Genomic DNA, 15188 nt, shown 5'->3' on the forward strand with positions numbered 1-15188 from the left:
CCATACGAAATCCCGGCAGACAGAAAATCGCCAGATTTTCGTCATTCCCGCGCAGGCGGGAATCCAGAAGCCCGACATTTCTGTCATGTTTTCAAGGTATCAGAAACTCAAACGCCTGGATTCCCGCCTGCGCGGGAATGACGAATCCTCGCGGATTCTGTCTGCCAAAAGAAACACGTTTCTGAAATTTAAAAAGATATTCTATCTGCCTATCCCGAACTCACGTTACTATATGTTTTTTCAGACGGCCTATGCCGTCTGAAAAAACAGCTATTTTCTCCGGCATAAAAAATAAAAACAGGCAGGAATCCCTGCCTGTTTTTTGCATTATCCGATTAGAATTTGTATTCCAACTGGCCGCGAATCACGTTGACGTCCAATTTTTCCGGGCCGACGGCAGTCAGCTGTTTGCCGTGCAGATAGAAGCCGCTCAGTTTCCAGTTTTTCCACGGAATATAAGCTGCGGCAATTTGTACGCCTTGTACGTTCTTGCTGTAATCTTCTACGGAAGATACGCCGGACAAGGCACCGACACGGCGGTAGTTCAAGGCCACATGGTAAGAGTTGCGCTGGTTCCAGTCGGCCAATTTATAGCGGATTTCGGTAAACAAACTGTCGTTTTTAATTTTGGTGCCGTAATCGTTGTAGGCTTTGATGTTGGATTTGCTGCCTGCAATCATCCAGCGCCAATCGTCGTTAAACTGCACGTCCATACCCAGTTCGCCGAATACCGCGTCTTTGGCATTCATGCGCACAGTACCGGTTTGGAAGTCGTACATATCCAAATCTTTCATGTAGCTGACGGTTGCGCCGACATGGATTTTATCGTTAATCGGGTAAGTAGCTTGCAAAGAAGCGAATTTTTTACGGCGGCCACCGATGCCTTCGGTTTTGCCGTTGATGCCGCTGCCCCAAGTATTGTCGTTCAAACCACCAGTGCGGCGGCCGACCATCAATTTAGCCGGTAATACTTTATTGTCCCAGAACAATTCGCCGCCGGTAACCTCGGTATCCCAAATACGGCCGTATGAAGAGAATGCGCCGAAACGACCCAAGCGGGCTTGTACTTTGCCCAAATTGTTGCCGAAGTCGTAAACCGTGCCTTCTCCATACAGTTTCACCAGCGGAACATCGTGGTCGCCACGGAATTTACCGGTTTCCAAGTCGATGTTCGGCTCGATTTGGGTAACCAGTTTCCAGTCTTTATACAGTTTCAAGCGCAGCCAAATATTCATGTTCAGCTCGCTGTGGGTATTGTCTTTCGGTTGGGTTGCCGCGTAACTGGCACCGGTGTCTTCGCTGTCGATACGCACGCGCAATTCGCCGTTGACGGTAATCAAATCATTAATCAGGCTGATTTGTTTGTCGTCTTTGCGGATAATGCTGCCTGCATTGGTATAGTCGTCGGTAGTCGCTAGAGAAGCGCCGCCGACATGCACGTCAGCGATGGAAGGAGACACATTATCGGCGGCCATTGCGGGAACAGCGGCCAAAGCAGCCAATACGAAAGCGAGGTTTTGTTGGATTTTCATGTAAAGCTCCGGATAATCAAGAGGTAAACTGTCAGGTTTTACTGTCTGCCCGGTGATACAGTCTTGGCGCGTATTCGCGGTGCAGCAGTTTCAATCAAAAATACCCAAACCGATATAGCATGACATCGGTGTCATCAGCCATAAAAAATAAATCCGCCGAGAGGCTGAAGATTCATTAATTTTTGTAACTAATTTACCGACATGCTATGTAGTTTGTTGTACCCCGTCAAGAATTTTTTACATGAATTAAAAAAATAAACATTGAATTTGACGAAAATCAAGTTCAAATCGGATATTTCATGACCGCTGTTGCTATTTCATTTATATAAAATTACTTAGAAACATACAAATTTGTATGTTTTGTAGTTTTATTTAATTTATTTCAAAACATTGAGTTAACCATATCCCTCAAAGCTGTCAAGCGGGTTTTCCGATTGTTTACCGCCTCTACCAGCTCGTTTTGCCCGCCCCAAAAAACGAAATGATTGCGGGCGCGGGTGATACCTGTGTACAACAGTGCATTATTTAATCTGGACAACACATCGCCGTCTTTTTCCAGCGCCTCCAAGCCTCCACTGGGTGGCAGCAGCCATACTTCGCGGTATTCCGAACCTTGGCTTTTGTGTACGGTCATGGCAAAGGCCGGTTCATGCGCGGGCAGGCGGCTGACGGCGATGGGGCGGAATCCGCCGTCTGATACGGGAAAATACGCCGCCAGCGTACCGGTGTCGGTTTCAGACGGCATGATAATCCCGATGTCGCCGTTAAACACATCCAGCGCATAGTCGTTACGCATAATCATAACCAGCTGTCCGGCATACCAAGCGTCGCTTTCCGACACATGCCCGTGGCGTTGCAACGTGCGCCGATAGGCCGCGTTAAAATCTTCCGCGTCCTTGCGCCACGCGGTCAACACCACCACATCGGCAGCATGGCCGAAAGCCAGCGCCACATCGCCGTCTGCTACGGCCTGCCAATAGGCGCGGTGTTTGTGGTAAAGCTGCTCGGCCTGCTGCTGTATGCTGCCCTGAGAAGCCGTTAATTCATCGGGGAACAGGGCAAACTGCGCCCAAGCCTTATCTGCCTCGCCCGATACCACGGCACGCGCCAAGCAGCCGATACCGCTGTTTGCGCCGAAACGGTGGCTGACGGTCAACTGCGCCGTATTTCCTGCCAACGGCGGCGCGTCACTGCTGACGGTAAAACCGTGCTGCGGCAAATACAGGCTGAGCTGCCGATGGGTCGTTTCATCCAATACGGTCGGCTGTGTCAAGGCCGCCAATACCGCGCCGACACCTACTGACGGCAGTTGGTAGGGGTCGCCCAAAAAAATCACCCGGCAACCGTCCGGCACTGCCCGCAATAATTGCAGCAGCAAGCCGATATCCAGCATGGAAGCCTCGTCCACCACCAACACATCCAGCGGCAGCGGATTGTCTCTGCCAAACACGGGCTGCATCTGCGGCGGACGCAGTTTCAGCAGACGGTGTACGGTTTGTCCTTCCAAAGTATGCAGATGACGGCGGAGGCCGTCTGAAAGACTGAAACCCTCCGCCGCTCTGTGCAGCGCTTTAGCCATATGCGCGGCAGCCTTGCCGGTCGGCGCGGCTAAAGCGATACGCGGCAGGCGGCGCGGATTATTGGCGCAAATCAATCCCAACAGTTTCGCCACGGTGGTGGTTTTACCCGTCCCTGGCCCGCCGATAATCAGCATAAACGGCTGCAACAAAGCCAAAGCCGCCGCGTCGCGCTGCCCTTCGCTACCGGCTTGGTCAAACCAGTCGGCCAGATTCTGCGCCGCCTGCATCCAATCCACCTCTTCAGCGCCCGCCGTGGCAATCCGCTTGATTTCCGCCGCCAAGTCGCGCTCCAACTGCCACATGCGACCGAGAAACAGCCGGTTGCCGGACAACACCAGCGGTGTTTCCCCGCGACTGCCTACCGTTTGCACCGCCTGCTTTAACGCGGCGGTTTCAGCCTCATCCAGCCAAATAAAGGCATGGCCGTTTTGCAAGGCGGCAAACAGGCGCACGATATACGGCTGCACAAGTTCTGCCTCATCCGGCGCGTGGTAAGCCAAAAACGCAGCGGCAGCTTGCGCGGCAGCTTGGTTTAAATCTTGAGATTCGGCCGTAAGGTTTGTCATATTTAAGATAGCTTTCTGTAAAAAGGCCGTCTGAAAACAATGGCGGTTCAGACGGCCTGACGGGAGGTAATATTTGACCGGCAAAAGCATGAAACAGCTGTTTAAGCTGCTATCAATACTACAACAAACTTTCAATCGGCAAAAACGACAACACCTTAGCCGTAACACGCTTCCAGAATCCGGCTTCCGGCTCTTTGGAGTAGGTCTTGCCGTCTGAAGGATTGTACCAGCGCAGTTTGCCGTGTCGGTTGAGCGTTACCTGATAGGCATATTCGGGCGTAGTGGTTTCCAGCGAACGCTGCATAACCCCAGCCACTTGCGGGCTTTCGATGACCACTCCCATTTCGGTATTCAGGCGAGCGGAGCGCGGGTCGAGGTTGAACGAGCCGATAAACACGCGCTTTTCATCAATAATAAAGGTTTTCGCATGCAGACTGGTGGCGGAACTACCCGTCAGACCACGGTCTTTGGTTTTGGGCATGGCGTGGTTGGGTTGCAGCTCATACAGCTTGATACCGGCTTTCAGCAGCGGTTTGCGATAGCGGGCATAACCCGAATGCACCGCCGCCACATCGGTCGCCTGCAGCGAATTGGTTAACACAGTAATATCCGTTCCGTCTGCGGCCAGCTTTTGCAAAGCCTCCGTACCGTATTTGGTCGGCACAAAATACGGCGATACCAGATACATGTTTTTTTCCGGCTTCTGCAGTGCCACCAAAAGCCGCTGCAAAATCGGTGTTTTGGAACGGTCGCGGTTCAACCCTTTGGCCGGGTCGTCGCTAATCAGCCTCGTTTGTACGTTGTACCATTCAATGCTGTTACTCTGCATGGCCAGATACAAATCGGAATCTTCGATTTCTTTGCGGTAACGGTCCAAGACATTGTTTTTATCGTCGTCGCTGTAATTCAGTTCAGCAAAGCCTTTGTCTATGCTGCCTTTTTTAATCACATCGGTGGCGTTGTAAGCCGACTGGCTGGTCCAATAACGGTCGAAATCTTCAGATACATCCGTCACCACGCGGCCGGTGGCCAAGACATCCAAATCGGCAAAGGCATTATCGCTGCCGACTTTGAAATATTCGTCGCCGATGTTGCGCCCGCCGACAATGGTGGCGCGATTGTCGGCGGTTAGGGATTTATTGTGCATGCGGCGGTTGAGGCGTGGAAAATCGGCAATGTAGCCGAGCGCGCGCCATTTGCGCGAAACGAAGGGGTTGAACAGGCGCACTTCGATATTCGGGTGGCTGTCGAGCGCCAGCAGCACATTATCCAAGCCGTTGGTATTGTTGTCGTCCAGCAGCAGGCGCACGCGCACACCGCGCTCGGCGGCGCGGTGCACCAAATTAAACAGCAAACGGCCGGAGATGTCGTTGTGCCAGATATAATATTGGATGTCCAGCGTGTAATCCGCCGCTTCAATTAGAGCCAAACGCGCCACAAACGCTTCATGGCCGTCTGAAAGCAGGTAAATGCCAGAAGTATCGGGGTCGGCTTTGATATTTTGGCCGTTGGCCGGTTTTAAAATGGCTTCCAAACGCGGCGCGGAAGGTACTTTCAAATAATGGCTTTGCGTGCGGTTTTCCAAGGGCGGCAAGGCGGCGCAGCCGAGCAGGAAGGCAGGCAGTATGCAGGCTAAGTATTTTTTATTCATTCCCACTGTTTTCCAAATGGTTTGCTTCTGGTGTTCAATCATTGCCCACCGGCGTCAAACGCTTTTTAGTCAGGCCGTCTGAAAAATGATTTTTTCAGACGGCCTATTATATAGAATAGCTTAGGCAGACTTGGATTTTACCGTCAGATTATTGCCGTCCGATGTATGCAGCCTGCTGAAAATAAAGCTGGAAGCCAGCGTAATCAGGCCGATACCGAGAAAAGTCAGGCGGAACGCGGTATGCAGATTGGCTTGACCGATACTGCTTTTTGTCCACAGCTGCAACATCAGCGCGCCGACGGCAATGCCCAAGCCGATGGCCAGCTGCTGATTGACCGCCATCAAACTATTGCCGCTGCCCGTTTGATAACCGCGCAAATCCGCCAGCGTTAAAGTATTCATGGCGGAAAACTGCACCGAGTTGCACGTACCCATGGCAAACAGTAAAACCACCCACAACCATGCCGGCGTCTGCGCCCCGGGTGCGGCCAATAAAATAATCAATACCGCCAATAAGCGCGTATTCCACACCAATACCCGGCGGTAGCCGAAACGCGCCATCATCGGCTTGATGGCCGGTTTGACCAGCAGCGAGGCCAGCGCAATCGGCACCAGCAGCCAACCCGACAAACTGGCATTGTAGCCGAAGGCCACCTGAAACAGCAGCGGCAGCAAAAACGGCACCGAGCTAATCCCCAAGCGGCTGAACAGATTGCCGCTCAAGCCCAAACGAAACGTGCGCACCTGAAACAGATTGCCCGCATACAGCGGATTCGGATGGGTTTTGGCATGACGGGCATACAGCCACAACAGCGCCGCACCGCCGCAAGCCATCAGCAGGGAAAATTTAGCCGAATTCGGATGGGAAATAATATCCACCGCCAAAGTTAAGGCGCAGGCGGCCGAAGCAAACAGCAAAAAACCGCCCAAATCAAGGACAGAGCGTTCGCCGCGCACATCGGGCATGATTTTCAGCCCCAGCAGCAGACCGATTAAGCCGATGGGCAAGTTCAGCAGGAAAATCCCGTGCCACGTCGCGTATTCCACCAGATAGCCGCCGACCAGCGGCCCTAACACCGGCCCGATTAAAGCCGGCATAACGGCATAATTAATCGCGTTCAAAAGCTGCGATTTGTCGTACACCCGCAAAATCGTCAGGCGCGGCACCGGCACCAACATCGAGCCGCCGACACCCTGCACCGCCCGCGCCACCACCAGCGCCGTTAGATTCGGCGCCACCGCGCACAGCAGCGACCCGGCCATAAACACCGCAATCGCATACAGAAACACTTTTTTCGTGCCAAATCTATCCACCAAATAGCCGCTTAAAGGAATCAGCAGCGCCACGGTCAGCGAATACACAATCACCGCCGATTGCATGTTCAGCGGCGATTCGTTCAGATCTTTGGCGATGGCAGGCAAAGCAGTGTTGAGGATAGTAGCATCCAACATCTGCATAAAGATGGCCACAGCCAACAACACAGGCAGCCAGCGGGAAGGCTTAACAGAAGTATTTTCCACTTCATTCATTGATATTTGCTATTAAAATTCTTGACGTTATATCGGATTTTGCAGCCTCTATTGTAACGCAATTCCGCCCAGGCCGTCTGAAAGACGACCATCACCCAACAAAACATTGACAGATATTAACAAACGCCAAACAAAAAAATCTGCCGCAACATTGCCAATATCGCCACCATTTTAACTCAAATATCTGTTTTTCCCGCTTCCCTCTTTTCAGACGGCCTCCGCCCTACTTACCATTCATTCAAACATAAATAATAAAATCAAAATAAGAATGATTTTTATTAGTTATATTATAGGATTCTTATCATGCCTATTGTTCCACAACATATCTTCAATCCAAATATCATTTCAAAAAATCCGACTTGACCAACTACATGCAATTACTTAAAGTAACGCCCGTCCTTATAAAAATTGGTTTAACCAATCCAAAACATCATGAGCACATCCACTCCCACCCCGATTACCCGTTTTGACAGCATGCCGACCGACGCTTATTTCTTCGGCACCTGCGTCTTGGATATTTTCATGCCCGAAGCCGGTATGGACGCCATGACCCTGATCGAGCAGCAAGGCATCCGCACCCATTTCCCGATGGGGCAAAGCTGCTGCGGCCAACCGGCCTACTCTTCAGGTCATCCTGAAGAAGCCTTCAATGTGGCTAAAGAGCAGTTGGATTTATTTCCGGAAAACTGGCCGATTGTCGTCCCCTCCGGCTCGTGCGGCGGCATGATGAAGCACCATTGGCCGAAGCTGTTTAAGGGCAGTGAATACGAGCAAAAAGCCAATGACATCGCCGCGCGCGTGATTGAATTTACCCATTTTCTGCTCGCCATCGGCTACCATCCCGAAGACCAAGGTGCGCCGGTAAAAGTGGCGGTGCACACCTCCTGCGCCGCCCGCCGCGAGATGAATGTCCACCTTTCCGGCTGGCAGTTGGTCGATGGTTTGACCAACGTCGAGCGTATCGTACATGACCACGAAAGCGAATGTTGCGGTTTCGGCGGTACGTTTTCCGTAAAACATCCCGACATTTCCGGCGCGATGGTTACCGATAAAGTCAACGCCTTAAAAGACACCCGCGCCACTGAAATCATCAGCGCCGACTGCGGCTGCATGCTCAACATCGGCGGCAAAATCGCCAAAGACGAGCCGGGCATGCCCGCGCCCAAACACATCGCCACCTTCTTATTGGAACGCACCGGAGGCAAAGCATGAGCGCGCGCGAAAATATTTTGAACAAGCTGAAAAAAGCCGATGCCTACCCGATGATGGAGCCGAACACCGACGGCTATTACGCGCAACACGAAATGACCTGGCCGGACGACATCAGCCGTCTGAAACATTGGGCGGCGGCCATGCGCGGGGTGAAAACCGAGATTTTTTGGGTAACGGAAGAGACTTGGCCGCAAGTTATGCGCCAAGTGGCGCAGCAAAAAGGTTTGAAAAACATGCTGCTGCCGCTGGATACGCCGCACGGTCAAAAAGCCAAACAGGCGCTGGCCGATACCGCCATAGCCCCGCTTGGTTTCGACAGGGTAATTGACGAGTGGAAAGACGAATTGTTTGCCGAAGTCGAAGCCGGTTTTACCGCCTCGCAATGCGGCATTGCCCGTACCGGCACGATTATGCTGTTTTCCAACCCCGAAGAGCCGCGCAGCCTGAGCCTGGTGCCGCCGGTACATTTCTGCCTGTTTGACGCAGGCAAGATGTACAACGAATTTCATCACGCCGTGGCCGGCGAAAAACTGCTGGAAAACGGCATGCCGACCAATGTGATTTTGATTTCCGGCCCCTCGAAAACCGCCGATATTCAATTAACGCTGGCCTACGGCGCCCACGGCCCGCGCGATTTGGTCGTGTTGGCCGTGTTGCCGCCGCACATCACCCCTGCCGACTTGGAGGAAAACGCATGAACACGCAAACCATTCATTTTCATATGAAACCGGAAACCTTCAAGCAAAACACCGCCGCTTCGCTGCAAGACCAGCCTCTGCGCAAAAGCCTGCGCACAGCGATGGATATGCTGATGACGCGCCGCAAAGGGGTGTTGAGCGATGAAGAAGAGCTGCAAACCTTGCGCGATTTGTGCGAACACGTGCGCCAGCGTTCGCTTTCGAAGCTGCCGCAGTTATTGGAGCAGTTGGAAGACAATTTAACCAAATTAGGCGTAAAAGTGCATTGGGCGGAAACGCCCACCGAAGCCTGCCAGATTATTCACAACATCATCACGTCCCACAAGGGCAAGCTGATGGTCAAAGGCAAGTCTATGGTCAGCGAGGAAATCGAGCTGAACCATTACCTTGAACACCAAGGCATTCAGGCGATTGAAAGCGATTTGGGCGAATACATCGTGCAAATGGCAGGCGAAAAGCCGACCCATATCGTGATGCCCGCGATTCACAAAACCAAAGATCAGGTCAGCGAGCTGTTCCACAAAAATCTGGGCACGCCGCTCACCGACGATGTGGACGAGCTGACCGGCATTGCCCGCCAAGCCCTGCGCGACGTGTACCGCACCGCCGATGTCGGCATGAGCGGCGTCAATTTCGCCGTGGCCGAAACCGGCACGCTGTGTCTGGTGGAAAACGAGGGCAACGGCCGCCTGTCCACCACCGTACCGCCCGTGCACATCGCCATTACCGGCATTGAAAAAGTGGTTGCCAAGCTGTCGGACATTCCGCCGCTGTACAGCCTGCTGCCGCGTTCGGCCATCGGTCAGAACATCACCACCTATTTCAACATGATTACCGGCCCGCGCCGCAGCCAAGAGCTGGACGGCCCGCAGGAAATGCACTTGGTCTTGCTCGACAACGGCCGCAGTCAAGCTTATGTCGAAGACCAAATGCGCCGCACCCTGCAATGCATCCGCTGCGGCGCGTGCATGAACCATTGCCCCGTTTACACCCGTATCGGCGGTGAAGCCTACGGCACGACCTATCCCGGCCCGATTGGGGAAATCCTGTCGCCGCACCTGCTGGGTTTGGATGCCACCCGCGACCTGCCCACCGCCTGCACCATGTGCGGCGCCTGCGTGGAAGTCTGCCCCGTGCGCATTCCGATTACCGAGCAAATGCAGCGCCTGCGCGTGGAAGCCCAGCGTGACCCGGGCGAAAAAGTCGCCCACCCGATTCGCGGACAAGGCGCGTCGCACAGCTTCGGCGAACAGCTTGCCTGGCGTACCTTTGACGGCATTTTCAGCGGTAAAAAAGCCTACCGCGTTTTCGGCTGGGCAGCCTCCAAATTCCGCGCTCTGACACCGAGCAAGCAGATGGGCTGGACGGACAACCATGTGCCGATGAAACCCGCCAAGAAAACGCTGCACGAATTGATGGCGGAAAAACAACGCAACCGTTAATTCGCCAAACAAAGGCCGTCTGAAACCGTTTCACATGGTGTGAAAAACGGTTTCAGACGGCCTTTTCGCCCTAAAAATTTCCCCGTATTTTCAAGCGCCAAGCGCATAATTTGCCGCAACTTTGCAATTCCTGCGCCCAAACCTTTGCACACCTTTGCCGATACAGGTATTCACCCTATGCCGCTGTTTTGCGACAATAACGAACGTCGGCTCAGGCCGTCTGAAACCACAACAAACAAACCGCACACATTCATACATACTCATTTTTTAAGGAACACCGGTGAAACGCATTTTCTTATTCTTAGCCACCAACATCGCGGTCTTGGTCGTTATCCGCATCGTGTTGGCCATTCTCGGGATTCGCAGCACCGATCAAATCGGCAGCCTGCTGACCTACTCCGCCGTTGTCGGCTTCAGCGGCTCGATTATCTCGCTTTTGATGTCCAAAACCGTCGCCAAAAATTCCGTCGGCGCCGAAGTGATTACCCAGCCGCGCAGCGAAGAAGAAGCTTGGCTGCTCTCCACCGTCGAAGCGCAGGCGCGCCAATGGAATTTGAAAACGCCCGAAGTGGCGATTTACCATTCGCCTGAGCCCAACGCCTTCGCCACCGGCGCCAGCAAAAACAGCTCTCTGGTTGCCGTCAGCACCGGCCTCTTGGACAACATGAACCGCGACGAAGTCGAAGCAGTCTTGGCGCACGAAATGGCGCACGTCGGCAACGGCGACATGGTCACGCTGACGCTGATTCAAGGCGTGGTCAACACCTTCGTCGTCTTCCTTGCCCGCATTATCTCCGGCATAGTGGCGAAAAACGACGACGGCTCGACCTCGCAAGGCACATATTTCCTCGTCAGCATGGTATTGCAAGTGGTCTTCGGCTTCCTCGCCAGCATTATCGTGATGTGGTTCAGCCGCCAGCGCGAATACCGCGCCGACGCGGGTGCGGCCAAGCTGGTGGGTGCGCCCAAAATGATTGCCGCCCTGCAACGCTTGAAAGGCAACCCCAGCGACTTGCCGCAGGAAATGACCGCTATGGGCATTGCCAGCGACACCCGCGATTCGCTGCTGAGCACCCATCCTTCCTTGGATAACCGCATTGCCCGCTTGAAAGCGATGTAACCTTCCCGCTCGAATGCAAAGGCCGTCTGAAAATTTTTCAGACGGCCTTATTTGTGGTTTTGATTATGATACCATTAAGCTGTTAACCGATTAATCACAACAAAAAAGGAGACCGCATGCCCACCCATCTCGAAGCCCTGCAACAACGCGCCGCATTTTTCACCGACATCCGCCGCCAAATCCACCGCCATCCCGAATTAGGGCATGAAGAGCAAAATACTAGCGATTTGGTTGCCAAACTGCTGGCCGAATGGGGCTACGAAGTCCATCGCGGGTTGGCGAAAACCGGCGTGGTCGGTACGCTCAAATGCGGCGATGGCGGCAAAAGCATCGGCCTGCGCGCCGATTTGGACGCATTGCCGATTCAAGAAGAAAACCATAGCGAATGGCGCAGCCAAACCGACGGCAAATTCCACGGCTGCGGTCACGACGGCCACACCACCGCCCTGCTCGCCGCCGCCGAGCGTCTGGCGCAAACGCGCAACTTCAACGGCACGCTGCACGTCATTTTCCAACCGGCCGAAGAATTGCTCTCCGGCGGACAAGTGATGATTGCAGACGGCCTGTTTGAGCAGTTTCCCTGCGATGCCATCTTCGGCATGCACAATATGCCCAAGCTCAACAAAGGCGAATTTTATTTCTGCGAAGAACCGGCAATGGCTTCTTCCGACACCCTGCATATCCACGTGCAAGGCGTGGGCAGCCACGGCGCCATGCCGGAACACGGCGTTGACGCCACGCTGACCGCCTGCCACATCGCCATCGCCCTGCAAAGCATTGTTTCCCGCAACGTCAGTCCGCTCGATCAGGCCGTGATTACCGTCGGCTGCATCCAATCGGGCGATGCGGCGAACGTCGTCAACGGCAAGGCGCTGATGAAACTGAGCGTGCGTGCGCTCAAACCCGAAACACGCGCCCGCCTGCTGCGCCGTATCGAAGAAGTGGCGCAGGCGCAGGCGCAAAGTTTCGGCGCTACGGCCACCGTCGAACGCATTATCGGCTGCCCTCCTCTGCTCAACAGCATTGAGATGACCCGTTTTGCGGCAAAAGTGGCGCAAGAAACCTTCGGCGCGGACAAAGTCCACACCGACCAGCCGCCGCTGATGGGCAGCGAAGACTTCTCCTTTATGCTGGAAGCCAACCCCAACGGCAATTATTGCTTTATCGGCAACGGCGGCGGCGAAAACGCCTACATGGTTCATCATCCGCTGTATGATTTCAACGACGAAATCCTCGTACCCGCTGCCGCCTACTGGTGCGCCATTACCGAAGCCTATTTGAAATAACGGCAAAGGCCGTCTGAAACGCTTTATAATAACGGCGGTCGGCCTTTTGCCTGCCGCCTTTATTTTCATTTATAGTAAAATCACTAAAAAAACCAAACCGAGTAGGTTGGGATGAAATCCCAACGGAAGTTCGAACAAATGTTGGGTTTACAACCCAATCTACACGGTACTTATGGTTTGGTTTTTAAATAATTTTACTATATATTGTTATCAAGACTCTGTCGAAACAGGTTCGCCATGAACTATTCCCTCGATGCCATCTGGTGGAAACTGACCGCCCCCGCCGTGCGCGATTTGGCCGCGCTGCTGACCGCCCCTCCTTTGTGGCACAGCGGCTGCGAATTACCCGTGCGCGAATTATTGGGCGAGGGCGGTTTCCGCTATTTATTGGCCTTAGACCAAGACCCGCAGCCTTTGCAAGACTATCTGACGCAACACGCGCCGTTCGGCCGCCGTTTGGGGCTGTATGCCGAGCATTTGTTGGCCTTTTGGTTTGCCCGTGCGCCGCACGCCGAATTGCTGGCGCATAATCTGCCGGTGGTTTCAGACGGCCTCACCCTCGGCGCAGCGGATTTTATCGTGCGCCTGAACGATACGGCTTACCACATCGAGCTGACCTGCAAATATTACGGCTGCGCCAGCGGTCAAAGCGATGATTTGTGCGGCCTCAACCGCCAAGATCGCCTGCGCGATAAAGCCGCCAAACTGCCGCAGCAACTGATGTTGTTGAAATTTTCAGACGGCCAAGCCGCTTTGCAGGCGCACGGCTTGCCAAGCGAGCTACGCTCCGCTTCGATTGTGCGCGGTATCGCCTTTTCGCCAAACAGTGCGCACACCTTCCAAGCGCCGGTCAACCCTTACGCTTGGCGCGGCTCTTACTTGGAAAATTGGGCTGAGCACGATTTTTCAGACGGCCGGCGCTATTACCTGCTCGACCGCATGACCTATCTCGCGCCCGCCCGCGTTACCGAATCTGAAACCCAGTCCGCCGCCGAAATCCGCCAAACCGACAGCGGCCTGATTGCGGTATTGCAGCAACGCCCCGACGGGTTTTGGCACGAAGTGGAACGAATCATGAAACGGCAGGCCGGTTAAAACTCATGCCGTCTGAAAACATTTTTCAGACGGCCTCCAACCGCTCCGCCGCGCCTATCCCATACCGCCGTTGCATACCGCTGCCGAAAGGCCGTCTGAACGCGACAAAATCCCGTATAATCCGCCCATTGATTTTTTAAGAAACGCACCGATGACCCCCACCCAACTCGACCACACCGCCGCCGTCCTCGCCGATATGCTGACCTTTAAGCAGCCGGCCGACGCGGTTTTATCCGCCTATTTTCGCGAACACAAAAAGCTCGGCCGCCAAGACCGCCACGAAATCGCCGAAACCGCGTTTGCCGCCTTGCGCCATTTCCAAAAAATTTCCGCCGCGCTGCGCCGTCCGCATGTTCAGCCTCGCAAAGCGGCGCTGGCCGCGCTGGTACTCGGCCGCAGCGTCAACATCGGCAAAATCCAGGATTTGCTCGATGACGAAGAAAAAGCATTTTTAAGCAATCTAAAAGCGCGCAAAAACGAATTTTCAGACGGCCTGAGTACCGCCGCCGAGCTGCCCGAATGGTTAATCGACCAATTACGCGCTCATTTTGACGACGCCGAAATTTTGCGCTTCGGCCGCAGCGTTAACCAAGCCGCGCCGCTCGATATCCGCGTCAACACCTTAAACCTCAAACGCGATAAGGCGCTTGCGCAGTTGCAGGCCGAAGGCATGGCCGCAGAAGCCACGCCGTATTCGCCGTGGGGTATCCGTTTGCAGGAAAAAATCGCCCTCAACAAACATCCCTTGTTCTTAGACGGCTCGCTGGAAGTGCAAGACGAAGGCAGCCAGCTTTTGGCCTTGCTGCTGGGTGCCAAACGCGGCGAAATCGTGGTGGATTTCTGCGCCGGTGCGGGCGGCAAAACGCTGGCTATTGGTGCGCAAATGGCCAACAAAGGCCGCATTTACGCCTTTGACATTGCTGAAAAACGCCTTGCCAACCTCAAACCGCGCATGACCCGCGCCGGACTCACCAATATCCATCCCGAGCGCATCGGCAGCGAACACGATCCGCGCATTGCCCGCTTAAACGGCAAAGCCGACCGCGTGTTGGTGGATGCGCCCTGCTCCGGCCTCGGCACGCTGCGGCGCAATCCTGATTTGAAATACCGCCAGTCAGCCGAGACCGTGGCCAATTTATTGCAGCAGCAACACAGCATTCTCGACGCCGCGTCCAAGCTGGTGAAAGACGGCGGGCGTTTGGTGTATGCCACCTGCTCGGTTTTGCCGGAGGAAAACGAATTGCAAGCGGAGCGTTTTTTGGTAGAACACCCTGAATTTGAATTGCTCGATTGCGGCGAACTGCTGGCTGCCTTGAAAGTGGACTTAAACACCGGCAAATACCTGCGCTTGGATTCGGCGGCGCACCAAACCGACGGTTTCTTTGCGGCGGTATTCCAACGCAAAGCCTGATTTTTCCGGTATTCAGGCTGTCTGAAAACCACGCCTTGCGCGTTTTTTCAAACGGCCTAAAACAA

The 15188-nt window shown here is 54.1% G+C and carries 12 protein-coding genes; 8 read left to right on the forward strand and 4 right to left on the reverse strand.

The window, feature by feature from the left end; genetic code table 11:
• Positions 1-262, forward strand: a 262-nt coding sequence (locus tag J2T37_RS08120; protein WP_253355105.1) for a hypothetical protein, incomplete at its 5' end; no start/stop codon positions are given.
• 73 nt (positions 263-335) lie between these two features.
• Here the strand turns inward: J2T37_RS08120 and J2T37_RS08125 are convergent.
• The 4 genes from J2T37_RS08125 to J2T37_RS08140 form a co-directional block, all read right to left on the reverse strand.
• Positions 336-1532, reverse strand: a complete 1197-nt coding sequence (locus J2T37_RS08125) for a hypothetical protein (protein ID WP_253355106.1) — start codon at positions 1530-1532, stop codon at positions 336-338.
• Positions 1533-1914: 382 nt separating this feature from the next.
• Complete coding sequence (recD, locus tag J2T37_RS08130; RefSeq protein ID WP_253355107.1) at positions 1915-3678, reverse strand: exodeoxyribonuclease V subunit alpha; 1764 nt, start codon at positions 3676-3678, stop codon at positions 1915-1917.
• A gap of 118 nt (positions 3679-3796) precedes the next feature.
• A complete protein-coding gene (locus tag J2T37_RS08135; protein ID WP_253355108.1) occupies positions 3797-5329 on the reverse strand; it encodes a phospholipase D family protein in 1533 nt (510 codons plus the stop codon).
• Between the two features lie 120 nt (positions 5330-5449).
• Positions 5450-6859 (reverse strand): MFS transporter, encoded by a 1410-nt coding sequence (locus J2T37_RS08140; protein ID WP_253355109.1) that lies wholly within the window; start codon positions 6857-6859, stop codon positions 5450-5452.
• 432 nt (positions 6860-7291) lie between these two features.
• Here J2T37_RS08140 and J2T37_RS08145 point away from each other — a divergent pair, with 432 nt between their 5' ends.
• The 7 genes from J2T37_RS08145 to J2T37_RS08175 all read left to right on the forward strand — a co-directional run bounded on the left by J2T37_RS08145 (position 7292) and on the right by J2T37_RS08175 (position 15123).
• Positions 7292-8071 carry a (Fe-S)-binding protein gene (locus J2T37_RS08145; RefSeq protein WP_253355110.1) on the forward strand — a complete coding sequence of 260 codons (780 nt, stop codon included), beginning with the start codon at positions 7292-7294 and terminating at the stop codon, positions 8069-8071.
• On the forward strand, positions 8068-8769 hold the full coding sequence (locus J2T37_RS08150) for a LutC/YkgG family protein (protein WP_253355111.1): 702 nt from the start codon (positions 8068-8070) through the stop codon (positions 8767-8769). The genes J2T37_RS08145 and J2T37_RS08150 overlap by 4 nt, the downstream gene beginning before the upstream one ends.
• Entirely contained in the window at positions 8766-10211 is a 1446-nt protein-coding gene (locus tag J2T37_RS08155) for a LutB/LldF family L-lactate oxidation iron-sulfur protein (RefSeq protein ID WP_253355112.1), read from the forward strand. The genes J2T37_RS08150 and J2T37_RS08155 overlap by 4 nt, the downstream gene beginning before the upstream one ends.
• A 280-nt stretch (positions 10212-10491) precedes the next feature.
• The gene (htpX, locus tag J2T37_RS08160) at positions 10492-11331 is read left to right on the forward strand and encodes a protease HtpX (RefSeq protein ID WP_253355113.1); all 840 of its coding nucleotides are present in this window, start codon (positions 10492-10494) and stop codon (positions 11329-11331) included.
• A 116-nt stretch (positions 11332-11447) separates the two neighbouring features.
• Entirely contained in the window at positions 11448-12617 is a 1170-nt protein-coding gene (locus J2T37_RS08165; RefSeq protein WP_253355114.1) for a M20 aminoacylase family protein, read from the forward strand.
• A 237-nt stretch (positions 12618-12854) separates the two neighbouring features.
• Positions 12855-13712: a DUF1853 family protein gene (locus J2T37_RS08170; protein WP_253355115.1), complete on the forward strand. Its 858-nt coding sequence runs from the start codon at positions 12855-12857 to the stop codon at positions 13710-13712.
• A 151-nt stretch (positions 13713-13863) separates the two neighbouring features.
• On the forward strand, positions 13864-15123 hold the full coding sequence (locus tag J2T37_RS08175; protein ID WP_253355116.1) for an RsmB/NOP family class I SAM-dependent RNA methyltransferase: 1260 nt from the start codon (positions 13864-13866) through the stop codon (positions 15121-15123).
• The last annotated feature ends 65 nt before the right edge of the window (positions 15124-15188 follow it).

Source organism: Neisseria perflava (assembly GCF_024170405.1).
Taxonomy (GTDB): domain Bacteria; phylum Pseudomonadota; class Gammaproteobacteria; order Burkholderiales; family Neisseriaceae; genus Neisseria; species Neisseria perflava_B.